We start from the raw sequence: 23,247 nt of genomic DNA on the forward strand, positions 1-23,247 counted from the left end.
ACACTTATCTTTAGATTATAAAACACCTAATATGGTATACAAATTATCAGCCTAAATTCAATTTTTAACCTGTAGCCATATTTCAGGACAAGACAAAACTGCGTAGTTTCCAGCGGTTGTCTAAAGCCGGAATTGGGATGCCAAAAACCGTGTTTACCAATTATTCTCGCGATGTGGAACGTGTTATTAAACATGTTGGCGGAACACCTGTAATTATTAAGCTTTTGGAAGGAACTCAGGGTTTGGGGGTGGTTTTAGCGGAAACTAAAAATGCAGCCGAATCGGTTTTAGAAGCTTTTAATGGCTTGCAAGCTCGTGCTTTGGTGCAGGAATATATTGCAGAAGCTAAAGGTGCAGATTTACGGGCTTTAGTGGTGGACGGCCAAGTGGTTGGCGCTATGAAACGCCAAGGGAAAGAAGGCGAGTTTCGTTCTAATCTACACCGTGGCGGATCGGCAGTGATTGTAAAATTAAATCACGATGAGTTGAAGGTGGCGATGAATGCAGCGCAAGCCTTAAAATTACCCGTTTGTGGTGTGGATATGTTACAGTCGGAACGTGGACCATTACTTTTGGAAGTAAATTCCACGCCTGGTTTAGAAGGTATTGAAAGCGCTACGGGACGCAATATTGCAAAAAATATTATTGTTTATATTGAAAAAAACACCAAATAAATGCCAGAATTAAGTAATAACATTTTAACTATTTTAGGAGAGGATATACGCCCAGGAGAACGTAGAGAGGTTAATTTTGATGTTGCTAATTTGCATACTTCAACACCGGTAAATGTGCCGGTTATTATTGAGCGTGCTAAAAAACCTGGGCCCACAGTGCTTTTTACTGCGGGAATTCATGGCGATGAGGTGAACGGTGTGGAAATTGTACGTCAACTTATTGCTAAAGGCATTAATAAACCAAAGATTGGAACCATTATTTGCATTCCGGTTATTAATGTGTTCGGATTTATAAATTTAAAACGAGAATTTCCCGATGGTCGGGATTTAAACCGCGTGTTTCCGGGAAGTCCTACGGGTTCGTTAGCAGGGCGTGTGGCTTATAAATTGGTGACAGATATTTTACCCCATGTGGATATTATATTAGATTTTCATACCGGAGGCTCTGGCCGTTTTAATGCACCGCAATTACGATATGTTAAAGGTGATATTCAACTTAATGAATTAGCAAAAGCCTTTGCTGCGCCTTTTGTTTTATACTCTAAAAATTTATCTAAATCTTTTAGAACGACCTGTTTTAAATTAGGAAAGCCTTTGTTGCTTTTTGAAGGTGGAAAGTCGAACCATATTGATGATGTTGTTACTAATTCTGGAGTAAATGGTTGTAAACGGGTTTTAAAACATTTAGGGATGTTAGGGGTTAATTTTAAATCGTCTAGCCCTAGAAAAGGCAGTATTTTTATTGATGATAGTAAATGGCAACGAGCCAAATTTTCGGGTATGTTTAAAGCATCCGTAGCCATAGGGTCGTATGTGGATAAGCGTGATGTTCTGGGGAATATTACCGATCCTTATGGAAAGTTTGACTATGCTGTAAAAGCACCAAATTCAGGATATATTATTAATGTAAACGAATCGCCGATTGTGTATCAAGGGGATGCTTTATTTCATATTTCTACACGGTTGAAACATTAAATTTTACGTATTTTTGATTACAAATTCTGAATAGGATATGACTAAAAACGAATTACGTAAAAGGTATAAAAAACTTCGGAAGGCGCTATCTGAAAATCAAATAGACGATTTTAGTTTGGCTATTGCTAATCAGCTTTTAAAATTGCCTGTTTGGGATTATTCATTTTACCATGTTTTTCTTGCTATTGAAGAACATAAGGAAGTCAATACCGATTATATTCTTAATATTCTATCTGGAAAAGATAAAAATATTTTAATTTCTAAAAGTGATTTTAAAACGGGAGCAATGATGCATTTTTTGCTTACCGATAATACCGTGATTAAAAAAAATAGTTATAATATTCCTGAGCCTGTTGATGGTATTGAGATTTTGGACGACAAAGTTGAGGTGGTTTTTATTCCGCTTTTAGCTTTCGATGAAATAGGTAATCGCGTGGGCTACGGTAAAGGGTTTTATGATAGGTTCTTAGCCAAATGTAAACCTGAAACTATTAAAATTGGCTTGTCTTTTTTTAATGCTGACGCGGAAATTACCGATGTTTTTGAAAGTGATGTGCGTTTGGATTATTGTGTGACTCCGGAGCGGGTTTATCGGTTTTAGTTTTTACTAAACGCTTTCTTATTAAAAACAATAAGCATTAAAAAACCCGTGCTTATGGCCATATCTGCAACATTAAAAACGGGTTCGAAAAAATTGAAACGTTGTCCGCCATATAAAGGAATCCACTTGGGTAGGTCTGCACTAAATAATGGGAAATAAAGCATGTCTACTACTTTTCCGTGTAGAAAACCATCATAGCCACCTGTTTCAGGTAAAAATGAAGCTATTTGGTTAAAACTGCTGTCAAATAAAACGCCGTAGAATACCGAATCTATAATATTTCCTAAGGCACCAGCAAAGATTAATGCAATAGCGGCTATTAGTATTTTAGAACCTTGTTTTTTGGTGGTATCTACTAGCCAATAGCCAATACCAAAAATGGCAAAGACTCTAAATAATGTTAAAGCTATTTTTGCAGTTCTGTCATTTATAAATGAAGCAAAATCACTAATTTTTGTACCCCAGGCCATACCATCATTTTCAATAAAATATATTTTAAACCATGTAAAAACCTCGACACTATCGTGAAGGGCAAAATGGGTTTTAATATAAATTTTACTAATCTGATCGATTAATAAAATGGAAATAATAAGTATAATAGATTTTTTTAAAGACATGTTTAAAAAATAAAAACGCCTCATGAAAGCATGAGACGTTTCAAATATAAAATTTTAATTACGAATTATTGCATGTTTTTAGCTTCGATACTCAATGTGGCATGTGGTACAAGTTCTAAACGTTTTTTGTTTATTAATTTCCCTGTAACACGACAAACACCGTAAGTTTTATTTTCAATACGAATTAAAGCGTTTTTTAAGTCGCGAATAAATTTTTCTTGACGAATGGCTAACTGCGAGTTCGATTCTTTACTCATTACCGCACTACCTTCATCAAAAGCTTTAAATTGTGGCGATGTATCTTCGGTTCCATTGCTATGGTCGTTCATATACGCACTTTGTATTAAGGCTAAATCGTGTTGTGCTTTTTTTATTTTTTCTGTAATTAGTACTTTAAATTCTGCTAAATCAGCATCCGAGTATCTTACCGTATTTTCTGCCATAATTTTAGTTTTTTTCGATATATAATTTGGTATTTACTTCATCGAAAGCAATTTCTATACCATCTTCTAATTTATCAATAATTATTAATTCGTTTGTTAGTGTTTCAGACTTAATATACGCAAGGTTTGTTTCTACGGCCTTTACAATATGTTCGTCTTTTTGAAAAGTAACATTAATACGATCTGTAACTTCAAAACCTGAATCTTTTCGTAAATTTTGTATGCGGTTTATTAATTCTCTCGCAATACCTTCATGACGTAATTCTTCAGAAATTGTAACATCTAAAGCTACTGTTAATGAACCTTCGTTTGCAACCAACCACCCTTCGATATCTTGCGATGTTATTTCAACATCTGCACGTTCTAAGGTAATACTTTTTCCGTTAATTTCGACGTCCAAAATACCATTTTGCTCAATGTCTTTTATGTCGTTCGCTGTGAAGTTATTAACTAATTGCGCTATGGCTTTCATGTCTTTTCCAAAACGGGGGCCAAGGACTTTAAAGTTTGGTTTTATTTGTTTTACTAAAATATCCGAAGCATCTTCTAAAACTTCAATTTCTTTGACATTAACCTCTGATTTTATAAGGTCTGCAACGGCTAAAATTTCATTTTTTTGAGATTCACTATCAATAGGAATCATTATTTTTTGTAAAGGTTGTCTTACTTTTATTTTTTCTTTTGCACGTAATGAAAGTACTAAAGAGGAAATAATTTGAGCGCTTTCCATCTTGTTTTCTAGAGACTTATCAACAAAATCGGTATTAAATACTGGGAATTCTGATAAGTGAATACTCTCAAAAGATTCTTTTTTAGTAACCGAATTTAAATCTAAATACAGTTTATCCATAAAGAACGGTGCAATAGGGGCACCTAACTTCGCAATAGTTTCCATACAGGTGTAAAGTGTTTGGTATGCCGAAATTTTATCTTGTTGGTAATCACCTTTCCAGAAACGTCTTCTACTTAAACGTACAAACCAGTTACTTACATAATCTTGTGTGAAATCTGAAATGGCTCTCGCTGCTTTTGTAGGCTCGTAATCGGCATAAAACGCATCTACTTTCTGAATAAGAGTGTGTAATTCTGAAAGGATCCAGCGATCTATTTCCGGGCGTTCGTTTAATGGAATATCGGCTTCGCTATAGTTGAAGTTATCCAAATTAGCATAAAGCTGAAAGAATGAATAGGTGTTGTAAAGTGTTCCGAAGAATTTACGTTTTACTTCCTCTATACCTTCTAAATCGAATTTTAAATTATCCCAAGGATTTGCGTTAGCAATCATGTACCAACGGGTGGCATCGGCACCATAAGTTCCTAAAGTTTCAAATGGATCGACGGCATTCCCTAAACGTTTAGACATTTTTTGTCCGTTTTTATCTAAGACCAATCCGTTAGAGACTACGTTTTTGTAAGCCACAGAATCGAAAACCATAGAAGCTATAGCGTGGAGTGTGTAAAACCATCCACGAGTTTGATCGACACCTTCTGCGATAAAATCGGCTGGGAAGGATTTGTTGTCGTCAATTTTTTCTTTGTTTTCAAAAGGATAGTGCCATTGCGCATAAGGCATAGACCCAGAATCGAACCAAACATCAATTAAATCGCTTTCGCGTTTCATAGGTTGTCCGCTTGCCGAAACTAAAGTTATTTTGTCAACAATATTTTTGTGTAAATCTATTTTCGCATAGTTTTCTTCGGAATTGTTTCCAACTTCAAAATCTGCAAAAATATCTTCAGCTAAAACACCTGCGGAAACGGCTTTTGCCATTTCGGCTTTTAATTCTTCAACAGAACCAATACAAAGTTCTTCTTTACCATCTTCGGTTCTCCAAATTGGCAATGGAATACCCCAGTAGCGTGAACGCGATAAATTCCAGTCGTTTGCATTTGCTAACCAATTACCAAAACGGCCAGTTCCGGTAGCTTTTGGTTTCCAGTTGATGCCTGTGTTAAGCTCGTGCATACGCCCTTTTACATCGGTAATTTTAATAAACCAAGAATCTAATGGGTAATATAGAATTGGCTTATCTGTACGCCAACAGTGTGGGTAGTTGTGTTTATATTTTTCAACCTTAAAGGCTTTGTTTTCTTCTTTTAATTTAATAGCAATTTCAACGTCTATAGAGCGTTCGGGAGCTTCACCGTCATCATAATATTCGTTTTTAACATATTTACCACCAAACTCTTTCATTTCTGGTCTAAAACGACCTTGTAAATCTACAAGTGGTACTAAATTGTCGTTTTCGTCTTTTACAAGCATTGGTGGTATTTCTGGTGTTGCTTGTTTGGCAACCAAAGCATCGTCTGCTCCAAAAGTTGGTGCGGTGTGTACAATTCCGGTACCATCTTCTGTGGTTACAAAATCTCCAGCAATAACTCTAAAGGCATTTTCGGGGTTATCGTTTGGTAAAGCATAAGGTAATAATTGTTCGTATTTAATACCAACAAGATCTTTTCCTTTAAATTCTTTTACAACAAAATATGGAATTTTTTTATCACCATCTTTATATTCTAAAAGAGCCGATTTTTCTTCTACACGTTTAAATTTTCCGTCGAATTGTTTGTTAACCAATGGTTTTGCCAAAATAACATTCATAGGTTTGAATGTGTATTGATTATAAGTTTCAACTAAAACATAATCAATTTTTGGTCCAACGGTTAGTGCGGTATTACTTGGTAATGTCCAAGGTGTGGTAGTCCAAGCTATAAAATGGATGTCGCCTTCGTTTTGTAAAAAATCGGGCAAGGTGTTTTCTATGGCTTTAAACTGCGCCACAATAGTGGTGTCGGTAACATCTTGGTAAGCTCCAGGTTGGTTAACCTCGTGCGAACTTAAACCAGTTCCTGCTTTTGGTGAATAAGGCTGAATAGTATAGCCTTTATACATTAAATTTTTAGTGTATATTTCTTTTAATAGCCACCAAACGGTTTCCATGTATTTTGGTTCGTAGGTAATATACGGGTCGTCCATATCTACCCAGTATCCCATTTTTTGAGTTAAGTTGTTCCAAACATCGGTGTAGCGCATAACGGCTTTTCGGCAGGCTGCGTTGTAATCTTCTACCGAAATGGTTTTACCAATATCTTCTTTGGTAATGCCGAGTTCTTTTTCTACACCTAATTCAATAGGTAAACCATGGGTATCCCAGCCAGCTTTACGCTTTACTTGGTAGCCTTTCATAGTTTTATAACGCGGAAAAATATCTTTAATAGCGCGTGCTAAAACATGGTGAACCCCTGGTAAGCCGTTTGCCGAAGGTGGGCCTTCAAAAAACACAAAAGGTTTGTGACCTTCTCTGGTGGTTACACTTTTTTCAAATATGTTATTTTCTTGCCAATAGTTTAAGATCTGGTCTGCAACATTTGGTAAGTCAAGTCCTTTGTATTCAGGAAATTTAGCGCTCATTTATCATTAATTCTAGTAAGGATGCGAATTTAAGGAATTATACTTAAAACATTAATTTTTTAAAATAAAAAAAGACCACTAAAGTTGTGGTCTTTAAAATTGTGTTTATGTTGCTTGTTTTATACTATTCTTCTGTTGTGTTGAAAAAGGCTTGTAAAGCTTTAAAATTTTCGGGTTTTGATATAATTTTTTTGTCTTTGTCTAAAATAAAATAGGTTGGTGTTGCTGTAACGTTATAGGCATCGCCTATTTCATTATCCCATTTTCCTTCGCCGTAAACATGTATAAAATTCGGGTAATCGTAGGTGAGGCTTTTCCAATTATAAGGTTCATCTTCTAGACCAATAGCAACAACTTTTGCCAAACCTTTATCCAAAGAATTTACAAAGGTTTTTAGTTGTGGAATTTCATCTAAACAATGTGAGCAAGTACTACTCCAAAAGACTACAATGTAATTTTTTGCAAGATCTAGTTTGCTTAATTGGGTGTCAATAAGTTTACCTTCTTTTTTTATTTTAAGAGGAAAGTCTGGAGCTTTTTTACCAATCGATAAGGTTTTAAAGATAGTTAAGCCGCTAATTAATTCTTTGTCATTTAGCGCTTTTGCTACGGTCATTAAATAATTGTCTGAAATATAATTGGCAACAGACTCGAAACCTAAATCGGCCATTTGTTCCCATAAATCAACCAGTAAAATACGTTGCACACCGTAAGGCGCTATTTTTAAAGCGTCGCAAAAAACGTTTATATTATTTTTGTAATTGGTGGCATCATCTTCTGCTTCCGATGACATTCCAAATACGTAATTCAGCATTTTTTCTTCTAAAAAACTGGAGCTTTGTAATGTTGGATTATTAAAATCTACATAATCGAAATAATGCGATTTTAATTGGTTTTTATAGGTTTCCAAATCTTCAAAATCGCTTGGAACAAAAGGTTTATTGGCTTTTATAAATTCTAAAGCAATCATGCCTTGGGCTGCTTTTTCAAACTCGTGTTGTGTGTCTTGTTGTGTTTTAAAAATAGATTTTAAAGCTTTTGTTTTTTTACTTCCCGATCTAAAGAAATTACCAATGCTTTGGGTTACCATAGACATGCTGTTGGTGTAGGAAGCTAAAAGTTTATTTTCGGAAGATTTTTGAAACATAACCCCAGTTTCAGAATTAAAAGTCAATTCAATATCTTCTTTGCCGTTGTAAATCACGTCGAAATTGTAATCCTCTTGTGGTACGGCATAAACCACACGATATATGCCTTTTGTGTGTGTAGAATCTAACTGAAATTCAAAACCCCCGGTTTCTTTATCCACTTCGGAATTAGCAATATAAGCAGATAGGGTTGGTGTTACTTTGTAAAGTAAAGCAAAATTGTAATCTTTTGCAGGAGAGAATGTGCCTTTTATGCTATGTTGGGCAAATAAAAAACTAGGTAATAAGAGGATTAAATAGAGTAAACGTTTCACAATTTTGAAAATGTATTTATTTAATTTTAAAATGAAACAAAAATTAAGCCACGATGGGTTGCAATGCGCTTAAAGATTGCTTTATTGTTTTTATGTTTTCGAAAGTTAGCATAAGTCGTAAGCCATTTCGGGTAGATTTCTCTTTCATTGTGCAAGCTCCAGGGTGTGTTTGTACAAACTGTAAAACCTTGGTAAAACTCGGACTTTGATAAAAATTACTTTGTTGGTCGTTTATAAAATAACCAACAAGTTTCCCTTTTTTCATAACGACTTTCTCAAAACCAATTTTGGTTGCTAACCACTTAATTTGGACACTATTTAGTAAATCGGTCACTTGCTTTGGAAGTTCTCCAAAACGATCGATTAATTCCGTTTCAAAAGTACGTAATTCGGCTTCGGTTTTCAAATTATTTAGCTGCGTATATAGGATTAATCTTTCAGCGATATTATTAACATAATCATCTGGAAAAAGTAATTCAAAATCGGTGTCTATAGTGACATCTTTTACATAAACGCGATCTTCTTCGGGTTCGTCATAAAGGTCTTTAAATTCTGTTTCTTTAAGTTCTTCAATGGCTTCATTCAATATTTTTTGATAAGTGTCAAAACCAATATCGTTCATAAATCCACTTTGTTCACCACCGAGTAAATCTCCAGCGCCGCGAATTTCTAAATCTTTCATGGCAATATTAAACCCACTACCTAATTCTGTAAATTGCTCTAAAGCGGTAATGCGTTTTCGGGCATCGTCGGTCATGGCCGAATATTCTGGGGTTATAAAATAGCAAAAGGCTTTTTTGTTGCTTCGCCCAACACGGCCGCGCATTTGGTGTAAATCGCTTAGGCCAAAATTATTGGCGTTATTTATAAAAATAGTGTTGGCATTGGGCACGTCTAAACCACTTTCAATAATGGTGGTGCTTACCAAAACATCAAATTCACCATCCATAAAAGCAAGCATGAGTTGTTCTAGTTTTTTGCCATCCATTTGCCCGTGGCCAATGCCAATTTTGGCATCGGGTACTAAGCGTTGGATCATGCCAGCTACTTCTTTTATATTTTCTATTCTATTATGAATGAAGAAAATTTGTCCGCCACGCTGAATTTCATAACTCACCGCATCTCGAATTTCATCTTCACTAAAACGAATCACGTGGCTTTCAATAGGATAGCGGTTTGGTGGTGGTGTTGTTATAACCGATAAATCGCGGGCTGCCATTAAGCTAAACTGTAAGGTTCTTGGAATGGGTGTTGCGGTTAAGGTTAGTACATCGACATTTTCTTTTAGTGTTTTTAGTTTTTCTTTTACGGCAACTCCAAATTTTTGCTCTTCATCGACTATTAAAAGTCCTAAATCTTTAAATTTTACGTTTTTGTTTACAATTTGGTGGGTACCTATAATAATGTCTACGTTACCGTTTTCTAAACCCTCTAGGGTAGTGCGTTTTTCTTTAGCGGTTCTAAAGCGGTTTACATAATCTACCGTAACCGGGAAATCTTTTAAACGTTCACGAAAAGTACGTGCATGTTGGTATGCTAAAATGGTTGTTGGTACTAAAACGGCCACTTGTTTTCCGTTGTCTACCGCTTTAAAAGCCGCGCGAATAGCGACTTCTGTTTTACCAAAACCAACATCGCCACAAACTAAACGGTCCATGGGGCGTTCGCTTTCCATGTCCATTTTAATATCGGCTGTTGCGGTGCTTTGGTCGGGGGTGTCTTCGTAAATAAACGAAGCTTCCAACTCGTGTTGCATATAGCTATCGGGTTTGTATTGATAGCCTTTTTTAGTTTTACGTTTGGCGTAAAGTTTTATTAAATTAAAAGCCACGTGTTTTACCCGTGCTTTGGTTTTTTGTTTTAAAGTTTTCCAAGCGGTGCTACCTAATTTATAAATTTTAGGAGGTTTGCCGTCTTTTCCATTAAATTTTGTGATTTTATGCAGGGAATGAATGCTTAAATAAAGCACGTCTCTTTCGCCATAAACTAATTTAATAGCTTCTTGTTTTTGGCCTTCAACATCTATTTTTTGAAGTCCGCCAAAACGTCCAATACCATGATCGATATGCGTGACGTAATCGCCAATATCAAGATTGGTGAGTTCTTTTAAAGTGATGGCTTGTTTTTTTGCATAGCCATTTTTTACGTTGAATTTATGGTAACGTTCAAAAATTTGATGATCGGTATAACACACTATTTTAGTATCGTGATCTATAAATCCTTGATGTAAAGATAATACGATGGTTTGATAAGAAACGTCGCCTTCCACATCATCAAAAATATCGTGAAAACGTTTGGCTTGTTGTTCGCTAACGCAGGCAATATAATTGGTATAACCCTTGTTATGATTGCTGTTTAAGTCTTCTATTAATAAATTGAATTGTTTATTAAAAGATGGTTGCGGTGTGGTTTTAAACTCTATAATTTGAACGGCGTTTCCAATTTTAGACATGATAGAATTGGTTCCGAATTCTATAATTGAAAAGTCGAGTAATTGTTTTTTTAAGATGGCGGAATTACAAAACAGCTCATTTGGTTTGGCTTGTTTTATTTCGGAAGATAGATTTTTATAGGTATCCTCGGCTTTTTTGTAAAAATCGTCGATTCTTGAAAAGAGTATATCGGCATTTTTTAAACCAATAATTGTTTTTTGAGCTATGTATTTTAAGAAACTTTGACGTTTTTCTTCGAATAATTTATTGGCAACGTTAGGGATAACGTTTATTTTTTTTATTTGATCGATGGATAATTGGGTTTCCACATCGAAAGTCCGGATGGTATCCACCTCGTCTCCAAAAAACTCGATACGATAAGGCAAGTCGTTAGAGAATGAAAAGACATCGACAATACCGCCACGAACTGAAAATTCGCCGGGTTCGGTAACAAAATCGACGCGTTTAAATTGGTATTCGAAAAGGACTTCGTTTACAAAATCTATGGATAAATTATCGTTTACGGCTACTTTTAGTGTATTGCGCTCCAGTTCTTTGCGGGTAACCACCTGCTCGAAAAGGGCATCGGGATAGGTAACAATAATGGCCGGTTTTTTTTGCGAATTGATACGGTTTAAAACCTCGGCGCGGAGTAATACGTTGGCGTTATCGGTTTCTTCTATTTCGTAAGGGCGACGATAACTTCCTGGGTAGAATAGAACATCTTTGTTGTTGCAAAGTTGTTCTAAATCGTTGAGGTAAAAGGCGGCTTCTTCTTTGTCGTTAAAAACGAGTAGAAAAGGTTTGTCTTCTTGTTTAAAGGCATTGGCAATAACGAAAGATAGTGATGAGCCTACAAGACCTTTTAAATGTATTTTGTTTTGATTTTTGGCAATAGCAGTTTGCAGATTTTGCGTTTGCAAAGTCTGTAAATAAGTTTGCGAGAGGATAGATTTACTCACGTAATTATGGTTTTACGTTTGCAAATATAAGGTTTAGATGGGTTTATGAGGGGTTTGAATTTGCCAAAAATGTTAAATTTTTTGGACTAAATTATCTGAGGCATTTCTGTATTTGCGTTAAGGATTGCAACGGAAAGCCCACAGCGTTGCTGATGGAAATCAGCAACGCGAGGACTTGCAGAGGAAAGCCTGACCCTTGGGGAACGCCCAAAAAAATAAACTTAAGGTTTAAAATCTTAAAAAAAAGATGTAGGTTTGCAGCACTAACTAAAAGAAATTAAGATATGTCATTTTCAGATTTATTTGATAGTGGTTTTAAAAAACGTAACGAGGACCATTTTGCAGCGATTGTAAAAGTAGCAATGAATGATGGCATTATTACGGATGATGAGCAAGCGTTTTTAAAACGTTTAGCACATAAATTGGATATTAGTGAAGGTGATTTTGAGATTATATTGAAGGATTATAAAAATCATCCAATTAATCCGCCGGTATCTTACGATCGTCGTTTAGAGCGTTTGTATGATTTGACCCGTATGGTTTATGTGGATGAAATTAAAAGTGAACAAGAAGTGATTTTGCTGAAGAAAATAGCATTAGGACTTGGTTTTCATTCTGATAATGTGAAATATATTGTAGATAAAGCACTGAAATTAGTAGAAAGAGGTGTGGATTTGGATATTTTTGTTGATGAAATAAAAAATATGAATAAATAAAGATTTTATTCTTAGATGTTATATAATATAATGAGCGTTCTATTTTTAGGACGCTTTTTTTATGCAAAAAAAAACGAGCTGTTGGAGTTTTGGTGTTTGTTAGTATAAAAAAACCTTGAACTGTTTCCGGCTGAAATGAAAACAAGCATCAAGGTTAATTTCTTAAAAAGATTAATAGCATTGCAAATTTAAAAATAATTTGGGAAATGTGTTGGTTTTAGTATTACCTTAAGGTTAACTATATTTTATTTTTCTTAAAATACGTACGGTTTCTTTGTATAAAGTATAAACTTCGGTGTTGTGTTTTTTTAAATAAGGTTTGGCTTCGTTTAGTTTGTCGATGGCTTCGTGAAACAAATTAAGGTAGCAAATTAAGTAGGTAACGGGGAGGTTTTTTAAATCGTTTTCTTCTTGTTGGGTTAATGATAGGCCTTTTTTTAGTTTTTCTAGAATGCTGTTATTGCTGTTGTAAATGTGGTGTAAAACTTTTTTGTCGTACTGTGGTGGCTCGAATAAAAGTTTGGTTTCTATGGTGTAACTCGCGTTATTTTCAAATTTAATAAGGGTTTCTTCTAAGGGGTAATATTTGTTTGAATTTTGAAATGCTAAGTTGACATATTCAATAATTTTAAAGGTCTCATCGGTTATTGATATGGAGACCTCGTCTAAGGCGGAAAAAAATAAAAGAACTTGTTCGTTAATCAGTTTTATATCGACCCGTGAGTAGTAAATTTGATTTTTGGTGACTTTTTTTTGCCCAGCCCAGCAGATTACAAAATACTCTTGAAACACTTTGTATTGTGGGTTGTAGTCCACACGAGTTTTCATGAAATCGAAAACGCCGTCGAGGGTGTGTTCAATATTGTTTTGCGCATTTTTTTCTATGGCTTCAACAATTTTGGAGTTAACATCTTTTATGTCACTTTCAAAAACTTTAGGCATGCTAATGCTGCCTTCTCTAAAGAAGATGGAGCCTCCGTAGTATTTCCAAACGTTTTTTCGGAGGGATGTTAGTTTTCCTGTTGGTCTAATGGTAACCAAACCCACAACTTTGTGGTCCGGCAGATGCGGAAATGGGATGTTTTCATACTGCACAATGGGTGGGTTGGTTAAATAGGCGTTTATTAAATTCTGAATTTTACTATCATCAAAAAAATCGACGCCAACAATATTGTTTTCTTCGTCTTCTACTCCAATAACAATGTATGCGTTGTTTTTTGGGTTGCTGTTTGATAATGCACAAACATGTTTTAAAAACTTGGCTTTCCCTTCTTTATACCCAATATCAATTTTACGCTTTTTGTCATAAAAACTATTCTCATCGTTGTGAGCCAAAAGGTGTTTTATGAGGAGGCGTTTGTTAATCATGCTTCTTTGTTAACGATAGTGCTGTTTGCTTGTGCGGTACAGAACATTAAAATATCGGCCAGATTAACGTGTGGTGGTCGTGAAATGGCAAAATAAATAACGTCGGCAACATCTTTGGCTTGTAAAGCTTTAAAGCCTTTGTAGGTATTGTTGGCATTGGGGTTGCCTTTAAAACGAACTTCCGAAAACTCGGTTTCTACCAGTCCTGGGTTTACGGCGCCCACCTTAATACCGTAAGGGTTTAAGTCGATACGCATGCCTTCTGTAATGGCTAAAACGGCGTGTTTGCTTGCGCAATACACATTGCCTTTTGAATAAACTTCTTTTCCTGCCGATGAGCCAATGTTTATAATATGCCCCGATTGTCTTTCGGTCATTTGTGGAATAACGGCTTTACTAACATAGAGTAAACCTTTAACGTTAATATCCATCATGGCATCCCAATCGTCAATGTTTCCCTCGTTAATGGGGTCTAATCCATGGGCGTTTCCAGCATTATTTATTAAAATGTCGATGGTTTTAAAATTTTCAGGTAAACTGTTAATGGCATTGAGTGTCGCTTCTTTATCTCGTACATCAAAATTCAAAATATGTACCTCGGTTAGGTCTTTTAGTGCGTTTTGTATGGTGTTTAGGCGTTCTAATCGTCGGCCACAGAGTATTAATTTAATACCATGTTTAGCGAATTCAAAGGCTGTTGCTTTTCCAATTCCGCTAGTGGCACCTGTAATTAGGGCTGTTTTTGTCATGCTGTTGTGTATTCATAATTAATTCATCTATAAAAATACTTAAAAACAAGTTTATGGTGCAGGTATTAATAATAAATTATAGTTAAAAACTTGCATTAAAAAAGAAATAAAAAAATAATTAAGAAAAACTTATCATAATAATAGGTTAAAGTCCGAAAACATTGCATTTTGTTTAATTTTTAACCAATTTTTAACAGCGTCAACCGAAAAAAATTAACAATTTGCACTCCTCAAATAAGGGCTGTATATTCGGCTTTTAAATTACAAGAAAATAATGGAAGAAACAGGTACAATTGATATTAAGTCTATTAACGAGAAAATTGAAAAGGAAAGTGCTTTTGTTGATTTATTAATGCTTGAAATGAACAAAGTAATCGTAGGCCAAAAACACATGGTGGAACGTTTACTAATAGGTTTATTAGGGCAAGGACACATTTTATTAGAAGGTGTTCCTGGGTTAGCGAAAACATTAGCGATTAATACGTTGGCACAAGCCGTAGATGGTAGTTTTAGCCGTATCCAGTTTACGCCAGATTTATTACCGGCCGATGTTACAGGGACGTTAATCTACAACATGAAGCTTAATGATTTTTCGATTAAAAAAGGGCCTATTTTTGCAAATTTTGTATTAGCAGATGAGATAAACCGTGCGCCAGCCAAAGTGCAATCGGCATTATTAGAAGCGATGCAAGAAAAGCAAATTACTATTGGAGATGAAACATATAAATTAGATAAACCATTTTTAGTAATGGCAACAATGAACCCTGTGGAACAAGAAGGAACTTACCCGTTACCGGAAGCACAGGTCGATCGTTTTATGTTAAAAACCGTAATAGATTATCCAAAATTAGATGAAGAGCAATTAATTATGCGCTCTAATTTAAAAGGCTCTTGGGAAAAAGTAAATCCTGTAGTTTCGGTGTCGCAAATTTTGCGTGCGCAGGAAACGGTTCGAGAGGTGTACATGGATGAGAAAATTGAAAAATATATATTAGATATTATTTTCGCAACGCGTTATCCAGAAAAATATAAACTAAGCGATTTAAAACCTTTAATTTCGTTTGGGGCATCGCCACGTGGTAGTATTAATTTAGCGACAGCAGCAAAATGTTACGCGTTTATTAAACGTCGTGGTTATGTTATTCCAGAAGATGTTCGTGCTGTTGTTTACGATGTGTTACGCCATAGAATAGGTATTACATACGAAGCTGAAGCCGAAAATGTAACCTCTATAGATATCATTAATAAGATAGTAAACGAGATTGAAGTGCCATAAAAAGGTTTCGGTATTCAGCTTTAGTGGGTAGTGACTTATTTTTCTGAATACTAAAAACTCAACGGTTTAATGATAACTGAATATTGCGACTGAAAACTGTTTACTGAATACATGGATACTAAAGAATTACTAAAAAAAGTACGAAAAATAGAGATTAAGACACGGCGACTGTCTGATCATATTTTTGGAGGTGAATATCATTCTACCTTCAAAGGTCGTGGTATGACCTTTAGTGAAGTACGCCAATACAATTTTGGGGACGATGTTCGTAACATTGATTGGAATGTTACCGCGCGTTATAGCGAACCTTACGTAAAAGTTTTTGAAGAAGAACGCGAATTAACCATGATGCTTATGGTTGATGTTTCGGGATCGGAATTATTTGGTACCGAAAGCCAGTTTAAAAATGAAGTAGTTACCGAAATTGCTGCAACTTTAGCCTTTTCAGCAACGCAGAATAACGATAAAATAGGGCTTATTTTATTTTCAGATAAAGTAGAATTATATATTCCGCCTAAAAAAGGACGTTCGCATGTGCTTCGTATTATTCGAGAATTAATCGAATTTCAACCAGAAAGTAAACAAACTAACTTAGCCGAAGCTTTAAAATTCATGCAAAATGTCATGAAGAAAAAAGTGATTGCTTTTGTGTTGTCCGATTTTATTGCCGACGATTATCATCAAACCATGAAAATTGTGGCTAAAAAACACGATGTTACCGGTATTCGAATTTTCGATAAACGTGAAGAAGAGATTCCGAATTTAGGCATGGTGCAAATGCAGGATGAAGAAACGGGCGAACTCATGTTGGTAAATACATCATCAAAATCGGTACGTAAAAACTACAGTAAATTCTATCACGAAAAAGTAAAGTATTACAAAGAGAGTTTTACCAAATCGGGTGCAGGTGCTATAGATTGTAGAGTGGATGAAAGTTACGTTAAAAAGCTATTAGGCTATTTTAAACACCGCGCATAATTCTAAATAAGAATTAAAAAAATTGAAAGTGAAACAACATACTATAGGAAATATAAATACATCAAACAAAGTGTTGGCTATCGGGCGAAATTCCGTTATGCTGGCTATTTTCTTTTCTTTGTTTTCTTTTTTCTCATTTTCGCAAGTGACATCGGCTATCGATTCCACTTCCATAAAAATTGGTGAGCAAATTACCTATCATATTCAGGTAGAAACCGATACGACGAGTTTAGTGGTTTTCCCCGAAGGGCAATCATTTTCGCCTTTAGAAATGATAGAATCTTATGCGGTTGATACCTTAAAAAAGAACGACAAATACAACCTTGTTAAAAAATATGGTTTAACCCAATTCGATTCGGGATCGTACACTATTCCACGCCAAAAAGTAATTATTGGTACCAAAACATTTTTTACCGATTCGTTAAAAGTTGAAGTAAACAATGTGGTAATAGATACTACAAAACAAGGGCTTTATGATATTAAGCCTATTATTGAAGTTGAAAAATCGCCTAGCGATTGGTGGAAAACAGCGTTAATAGTGTTGTTAATTATTGCTGCCATTAGTTTTCTGTTGTATTGGTTTATTTGGCGTAAAAAACCACTTTCCGAAGAGGAAAAAATTGCTTTACTTCCACCATACGATCGTGCTAAATTAGCCTTGAAAACTCTTGATGAAAGTCCGTATTTAGAACAAGAAAATTTAAAAGATTATTATTCTGAATTAACGTTTATTATCCGTAAATATTTAGATGAAAAAGTTTACGATCGCGCCTTAGAAAGTACCACGGATGAGTTAATTACACGATTAAATATACTTAAAGAAGGCAATCAGGTTGATTTAAGTAAAGAGGATATTAAAAATATTGAAAGTATTTTAAAGCGTGCCGATTTAGTAAAGTTTGCCAAATCTGCGCCAGATATTGAGTTAGCAAAATTAGACCGAAGCACAATTGATGTTGAAATTGATAATGTAAAAGAAGCCTTGCCAGAACCAACAGAAGAAGAAAAACTTCTTGATGAACAGTATCGTGAAGCACAAGCCCGTAAAAAGAAGCGTAATAAAGTAATTTTAACCGTAGTTATTGCCTTGTTTTTATTGATAGCGACCTTTGTAGGTTTCTCTTTAAAATATGGTTTTGGTTATGTAAAAGATACGCTTATCGGGCATGATAGTATCGAGCTTTTAGAGGGCGATTGGGTAACTAGTGCCTACGGGGTTCCTCCAATTACTATTACAACGCCAAAGGTTTTAAAACGCAGTTCGGTTGAACTTCCAGAGGAAGCGCAGGCTCAAATGAGTGTTACAAGTTTTAATTACGGAAGTTTATTAAACTTCTTTAGTGTCGATGTATCTACAATAGTTTTAAAGCAAGCTAAGCAGGATGAAAATATCGATTTAAAGCAAGCTCAAGATGGTGCTATAAAACAATTGGAGCAGGCGGGAGTTACCGATATTGCAGTTCTAAGCGATAAATTTACAACACCTAATGGTGCAGAAGGATTAAAAACACATGGAACGGCAAATTTCCCAATTTTAAATTCCAAAGAATTTTATGAAGGTAAATATGTGATTTTACAATTTTCAACTAACAATATTTTACAGCGTATTTCTATTGTTTGGAATAAAACAGATCCGTATGCCGATAAAATTGTGGAACGTATTATAAATTCCGTTGAACTTAAAAAAGCAGAAGAATAATGTTTGAAGGCATCGAATTTGTAAATAAGGAATTTTTCTGGTTGTTGCTATTGCTTCCGCTAGCTATATTGTGGTATGTGTTTAAGCATAATAAACAAACGGCAGAGTTAAAAATGTCGAGTTTAAAAGGGTTTAAAGTAACCAGTTCTTGGTTAACAAAATTAAAACCCATTATGTTTGCTTTGCGTTTATTGGCCTTGGCCTTATTAATTATGGCTTTGGCAAGACCGCAAACGGTAGATGTATCCTCTAAAACCAAAACCACACGAGGTATCGATATCGTTATGGCCATTGATGTTTCGGCCAGTATGTTGGCGAAAGATTTACGTCCCAATCGTTTAGATGCACTAAAAGAAGTGGCAGCCGAGTTTATTAAAGGTCGTCCAAACGATCGAATAGGTTTGGTTGAATACGCAGGGGAAAGCTATACAAAAACACCAATTACCAGCGATAAAGCTATTGTATTACGCTCATTAAGAAGTATTGAATACAATAATATTATTGAAGGCGGAACCGCTATTGGTATGGGTTTAGCAACATCTGTAAATAGATTAAAAGATAGTAAAGCCAAAAGTAAAGTCATTATTTTATTAACCGATGGGGTTAATAATTCGGGTTTTATCGATCCTAAAATCGCCAGTGAATTAGCTGTAGAATATGGTATTAAAACTTATACTATTGGTTTAGGAACTAATGGTATGGCTTTATCGCCAGTAGCTATCGATCCTCGAACAGGCCAATTTCAATACGGAAGAATTAAAGTGGAAATAGACGAAGCTTTACTGAAAGAAATAGCCAATGTAACCGGTGGAAAATATTTTAGAGCTACAAATAACAAGAAATTAGAAGAAATTTATAGCGAAATTAACAAGCTTGAAAAAACAGATGTTGAAGAGTTTAAATTTTATAATTACGAAGAAAAATACAGACCATTAGTGCTTTTAGCAGGCTTTTTATTATTGTTAGAATTACTATTGCGCCATACATTATTTAAAAGTTTCATATAAATAAATAATAATTTAGAACAAAAAAATGCAGTTAAGATTCGTCGCTAACTTAAAACTGTGACCGAGACTGAAAACTAAAAAAAATGTTTCAATTAGAAGAAAAAATATGGTTTTGGACTTTGGCAATTATTCCTGTAATAATTGTCCTGTTTTTGCTACTTCAATTTTGGAGATACCGAACACAAAAAAAGTTTGCCGATAAAGCGTTATTAAAACGTTTAAGCCCAAATAAATCGCTGTTTAAATCCATTTTAAAAGTGGTGGTGTTATGTTTAGCATTTTTATGCTTAACCATTGCATTGGTAAATCCTAAAATAGGGACAAAGCTAGAAACGGTAAAGCGTGAAGGTGTGGATATTGTATTTGCTGTCGATGTTTCTAAAAGTATGTTGGCCGAAGATATTGCGCCAAATCGATTGGAAAAATCGAAACAATTGGTGACGCAAATCATCAATAATTTAGCCAGCGATCGTGTTGGGATTATCGCTTACGCCGGAAAGGCTTTTCCGCAGTTACCAATAACCACAGATTATGCTTCGGCTAAAATGTTTTTGAATAATATGAATACCGATATGCTCTCCTCACAAGGAACAGCAATCAATGAGGCTATTAAATTAGCTACCACATATTTTGATAATGAAGAACAAACCAACCGGGTTTTAATTATAATTTCCGACGGAGAAGATCATAGTGAAGACGCCGTTGCTGTGGCCGAACAAGCACACGACGAAGGGATTCGGATTTTTACCATTGGTGTTGGCGATATAAAAGGTGGCCCCATTCCTATTAAAAGAAATGGCATTGTTTTAAACTATAAAAAAGATAGCCAAGGCGAAACGGTAATTACACGTTTAAATGAAGACACCTTAAAAAAGATTGCCGATGAAGCTGATGGGGTGTATATTAACGGAAAAAGCACCAATGATGTCGTTGAAAATATTCGAGAGATATTAAACGGTATGGACAAAACCGAATTTGAAGCCAAACAATTTGCCGATTTTGAAGATCAGTTTCAATGGTTTTTAGGTTTGGGTATTTTCTTTTTACTAATAGATGTTTTCTTATTAGAACGAAAAACTGGTTGGTTGAAAAAGTTGAATTTATTTAATGAGAATTTATAATTTCGTTAACAACAAAAAAATCTAAGTTTTTTATCTTAGGTATAAGAATTTAAAAATGAAATACTTAATTACATTTATAGTTTTGTTTGTAACCTTTTTTTCTTTTTCACAAGATGAAGAAAAGGCACATTTACAAGCACTTAAAAAAGCGAACGATTACGTTTATGAAGGTAATAACTTGGTAAATGAAGATGATTATGTTTCGGCCGAAATGGAATATAGAAAAGCCATTTCTGAAAATCCTAATAGTATTGCAGGCGCTTACAATTTAGGAAACGCTTATTATACTAAAGGAAGTTTAGACGAAGCTGTATTTAGGCTAGAGGAAGCAGCAACGAAAGCAACGTCTAAATCTGAAAAACATAAAGCATTTCATAACATTGGAACCATTTTAATGAAAGGTAAAAAATGTAAAGAAGCTGTAGAAGCTTTTAAAAGTGCCTTAAGAAATGATCCTACCGATGATGAAACGCGTTACAATTTAGGCTTGGCAAAAGCATGTGCTAAGCAACAAGAAGATCAAAACAAAGACGACGAAAATAAGGACGATAAACAAGATAAGAACGAAGATCAAAAAGATAACAAGGATAAAAAAGACGACCAAGAAAATAAGGATAACAAAGATAAGGACGGCGATAATAAAGAAGATAAAAAAGACGAAGGCGATCAAGATAAGAAAGAAGGCGACGATAAAAAAGATGAAGATGGCAAGCCTAAAGACGAAAAAGAAGATCAAGGTAAAGATGGCGATAAAGAGGATAAACAGCAGCAACAGCCTAAACCTCAGCCGGGGCAAATGTCTCCACAGCAAATAAAAAACTTGCTGGAAGCCATGAATAACCAAGAACAAAAAGTTCAAGAAAAAATGAATGCAGAAAAAGTGCAAGGTGTTAAGGTTAAAACCGATAAGGATTGGTAGTTTAGCAATTTGTTTTCGGTATCTAAAAAGATTTTAAAATTCCGATAGGTTTTTAAATTTATAACATGAAAGTAGTAAAACATATATACATATTATTTTTTGTACTTATTACTAGTTTAGCTTCTGCTCAAGTAAAATTTGAAGCCAAAGTCAGTAAGACGGTATTAGGTATAAACGAACGTTTACGAGTCGATTTTGAAATGAATAAGGATGGTGATAATTTTAATCCACCCGATTTTTCAAACTTTAATGTGAGTGGACCCAACCAATCTGTGAGTAATTCTTGGATTAATGGTGTGCGTACCTATAAAAAAACATACACCTATTTTTTAACCCCAAAACAACGCGGAAAGTTTACTATTTCTCAAGCCACCATTGTTATTGATGGGACAGTTTATAAAACGGTGCCTGTAAAAGTTGAGGTTACTGCCGCAGTAGATAAACCTAAGGATCCAAACGATCCTAATTATATTGCTTCAGAAAATATTCATTTAGTAGCCGAAATTTCTAAAACTAATCCGTATTTAAATGAAGCCATTACTGTGGTTTACAAGCTTTACGTATCGCCAAAATTAGCCGTAGATAATTGGAATGAAATTGATAGTCCGCGTTATAACGATTTTTGGAGTCAAACTATAAACACTCAAGGTCAGAAAGTAGAAAATGGCACGTATAAAGGCGAAAGTTATAGATTTTTAGTTTTAAGAAAAACAGTATTATACCCACAAAAAACCGGCAAATTAAATATCGAGCCATTAAGTTTAAATATTTCTATGCGGGTGCCAACAAACCGCCGTGATTTTTTTGGAAACGCCTTAATGTCTCGTGTTAGTAAAACCATATCGGCCGGCAACCAAACTATTACGGTTAAGCCGCTGCCAGAACAAGGTAAACCAGCAGATTTTACTGGTGCCGTAGGAAGTTATAGTTTTGATGTATCCAGCTCTAAAGAAGAACTTGATGCCTCAGAATCGCTCCAAATAAAAGTAGCTGTAAGAGGAAATGGGAATTTAAAATTGTTTAAACTTCCTAAGTTGTCGTTACCAAGTTCTTTGGAAGTTTACGAACCAGAACATACCGAAAACATTAAAACTAATTCTATAGGTATGCAAGGTGATATTTCCGATAGTTATACGGTGGTGCCACAGTATAAAGGTAAATATCCAATTCCGAGTATTTCCTTTTCATATTTCGATTTAAAAACGAAAAGTTACAAACGATTAAATTCCAAAGAGATTGTTATCGATGTTCAAAATGGCCCCTTAAATAATCCCAATGAAAGCGTTAACAATGCAACAGCAAACACTATTAAACAAGCGGTGGTTTTAAATAACGACCAATTTGCATTCATAAAAACTAAAACCAATTTTACAAGTATAAAACCTCATTATTTCTTTAAAACCAATTTGTTTTGGGGCTTGCTGTTGTTGCCATTTTTAGTGATTCCAATAGCTATTGTTTTTCGTAATAAGAAAGCAACACGGGATGCCGATGTTTTCGGAAATCGTATTAGAAAAGCCGATAAATTAGCGAAGAAATATTTAAGCAGTGCTAAAAAATCTTTAGGGCAAAAAGAAGCCTTTTATATTGCTTTGGAAAAAGCATTACACAATTATTTAAAAGCGAAGTTACACATTGAAACTAACGAGTTAAGTAAAGATAAAATAAACGAATTACTATCGAAAAAGCGAGTCGATGCCGAAGTTATAAAGGATTTTAAAAGTATTTTAGAAAGCTGCGAGTTAGCACGTTATACGCCAATAGATATTATAACCATGCAGGAAGATTATAGTAAAGCGGCTAAAACCATTTCGTTAATTGATAAACAAGCACGTTAAT

At 34.8% G+C, this 23,247-nt stretch carries 18 protein-coding genes; 11 read left to right on the forward strand and 7 right to left on the reverse strand.

Annotated elements, in window-relative coordinates; genetic code table 11:
- Positions 1–77 precede the first annotated feature (77 nt).
- The 3 genes from FQU21_RS08805 to FQU21_RS08815 are packed head-to-tail and all read left to right on the forward strand — an operon-like array spanning position 78 to position 2,250.
- Entirely contained in the window at positions 78–674 is a 597-nt protein-coding gene (locus FQU21_RS08805) for a RimK family alpha-L-glutamate ligase (protein ID WP_394348400.1), read from the forward strand.
- A complete protein-coding gene (locus FQU21_RS08810) occupies positions 675–1,649 on the forward strand; it encodes a succinylglutamate desuccinylase/aspartoacylase family protein (RefSeq protein WP_147677643.1) in 975 nt (324 codons plus the stop codon).
- 37 nt (positions 1,650–1,686) lie between these two features.
- Positions 1,687–2,250: a 5-formyltetrahydrofolate cyclo-ligase gene (locus tag FQU21_RS08815; RefSeq protein ID WP_147677644.1), complete on the forward strand. Its 564-nt coding sequence runs from the start codon at positions 1,687–1,689 to the stop codon at positions 2,248–2,250.
- Here FQU21_RS08815 and FQU21_RS08820 read toward each other — a convergent pair.
- The 5 genes from FQU21_RS08820 to mfd all read right to left on the reverse strand — a co-directional run bounded on the left by FQU21_RS08820 (position 2,247) and on the right by mfd (position 11,575).
- Entirely contained in the window at positions 2,247–2,867 is a 621-nt protein-coding gene (locus tag FQU21_RS08820; RefSeq protein ID WP_147677645.1) for a lipoprotein signal peptidase, read from the reverse strand. The genes FQU21_RS08815 and FQU21_RS08820 overlap by 4 nt on opposite strands.
- A 65-nt stretch (positions 2,868–2,932) precedes the next feature.
- Positions 2,933–3,310: a TraR/DksA family transcriptional regulator gene (locus FQU21_RS08825; RefSeq protein ID WP_147677646.1), complete on the reverse strand. Its 378-nt coding sequence runs from the start codon at positions 3,308–3,310 to the stop codon at positions 2,933–2,935.
- 4 nt (positions 3,311–3,314) lie between these two features.
- Positions 3,315–6,719, reverse strand: coding sequence for an isoleucine--tRNA ligase (gene ileS, locus FQU21_RS08830; RefSeq protein WP_147677647.1), 3,405 nt, complete (start codon positions 6,717–6,719; stop codon positions 3,315–3,317).
- Positions 6,720–6,843: 124 nt separating this feature from the next.
- Positions 6,844–8,181, reverse strand: a complete 1,338-nt coding sequence (locus FQU21_RS08835) for a TlpA family protein disulfide reductase (protein WP_147677648.1) — start codon at positions 8,179–8,181, stop codon at positions 6,844–6,846.
- A gap of 43 nt (positions 8,182–8,224) precedes the next feature.
- Positions 8,225–11,575: a transcription-repair coupling factor gene (gene mfd / locus FQU21_RS08840; RefSeq protein WP_147677649.1), complete on the reverse strand. Its 3,351-nt coding sequence runs from the start codon at positions 11,573–11,575 to the stop codon at positions 8,225–8,227.
- A 284-nt stretch (positions 11,576–11,859) separates the two neighbouring features.
- On the opposite strand from mfd, the gene FQU21_RS08845 reads away from it, so the two are divergent.
- On the forward strand, positions 11,860–12,291 hold the full coding sequence (locus FQU21_RS08845) for a TerB family tellurite resistance protein (protein ID WP_147677650.1): 432 nt from the start codon (positions 11,860–11,862) through the stop codon (positions 12,289–12,291).
- 234 nt (positions 12,292–12,525) lie between these two features.
- Here the strand turns inward: FQU21_RS08845 and FQU21_RS08850 are convergent, their stop codons facing one another.
- A complete protein-coding gene (locus tag FQU21_RS08850) occupies positions 12,526–13,659 on the reverse strand; it encodes an ATP-binding protein (RefSeq protein WP_147677651.1) in 1,134 nt (377 codons plus the stop codon).
- Complete coding sequence (locus FQU21_RS08855; RefSeq protein WP_147677652.1) at positions 13,656–14,408, reverse strand: SDR family NAD(P)-dependent oxidoreductase; 753 nt, start codon at positions 14,406–14,408, stop codon at positions 13,656–13,658. Before FQU21_RS08855 ends, FQU21_RS08850 begins: the two co-directional genes overlap by 4 nt.
- 274 nt (positions 14,409–14,682) lie before the next feature.
- Here FQU21_RS08855 and FQU21_RS08860 point away from each other — a divergent pair, with 274 nt between their 5' ends.
- From FQU21_RS08860 to FQU21_RS08890, 7 genes are all read left to right on the forward strand, one after another.
- The gene (locus FQU21_RS08860) at positions 14,683–15,684 is read left to right on the forward strand and encodes an AAA family ATPase (RefSeq protein ID WP_147677653.1); all 1,002 of its coding nucleotides are present in this window, start codon (positions 14,683–14,685) and stop codon (positions 15,682–15,684) included.
- Positions 15,685–15,795: 111 nt separating this feature from the next.
- Positions 15,796–16,662 carry a DUF58 domain-containing protein gene (locus FQU21_RS08865; protein ID WP_147677654.1) on the forward strand — a complete coding sequence of 289 codons (867 nt, stop codon included), beginning with the start codon at positions 15,796–15,798 and terminating at the stop codon, positions 16,660–16,662.
- A 97-nt stretch (positions 16,663–16,759) separates the two neighbouring features.
- Positions 16,760–18,361, forward strand: coding sequence for a hypothetical protein (locus tag FQU21_RS08870; protein WP_147677887.1), 1,602 nt, complete (start codon positions 16,760–16,762; stop codon positions 18,359–18,361).
- Positions 18,361–19,368 (forward strand): vWA domain-containing protein, encoded by a 1,008-nt coding sequence (locus FQU21_RS08875; RefSeq protein ID WP_147677655.1) that lies wholly within the window; start codon positions 18,361–18,363, stop codon positions 19,366–19,368. The genes FQU21_RS08870 and FQU21_RS08875 overlap by 1 nt, the downstream gene beginning before the upstream one ends.
- Positions 19,369–19,451: 83 nt before the next feature.
- Positions 19,452–20,489, forward strand: coding sequence for a vWA domain-containing protein (locus tag FQU21_RS08880; RefSeq protein ID WP_147677656.1), 1,038 nt, complete (start codon positions 19,452–19,454; stop codon positions 20,487–20,489).
- A 55-nt stretch (positions 20,490–20,544) separates the two neighbouring features.
- Positions 20,545–21,408 carry a tetratricopeptide repeat protein gene (locus FQU21_RS08885; RefSeq protein WP_147677657.1) on the forward strand — a complete coding sequence of 288 codons (864 nt, stop codon included), beginning with the start codon at positions 20,545–20,547 and terminating at the stop codon, positions 21,406–21,408.
- A 65-nt stretch (positions 21,409–21,473) separates the two neighbouring features.
- Positions 21,474–23,246, forward strand: coding sequence for a BatD family protein (locus FQU21_RS08890; protein ID WP_147677658.1), 1,773 nt, complete (start codon positions 21,474–21,476; stop codon positions 23,244–23,246).
- Position 23,247 lies beyond the last annotated feature (1 nt).

The organism is Algibacter pacificus, assembly GCF_008033385.1.
GTDB classification, from domain to species: Bacteria; Bacteroidota; Bacteroidia; order Flavobacteriales; family Flavobacteriaceae; genus Algibacter; species Algibacter pacificus.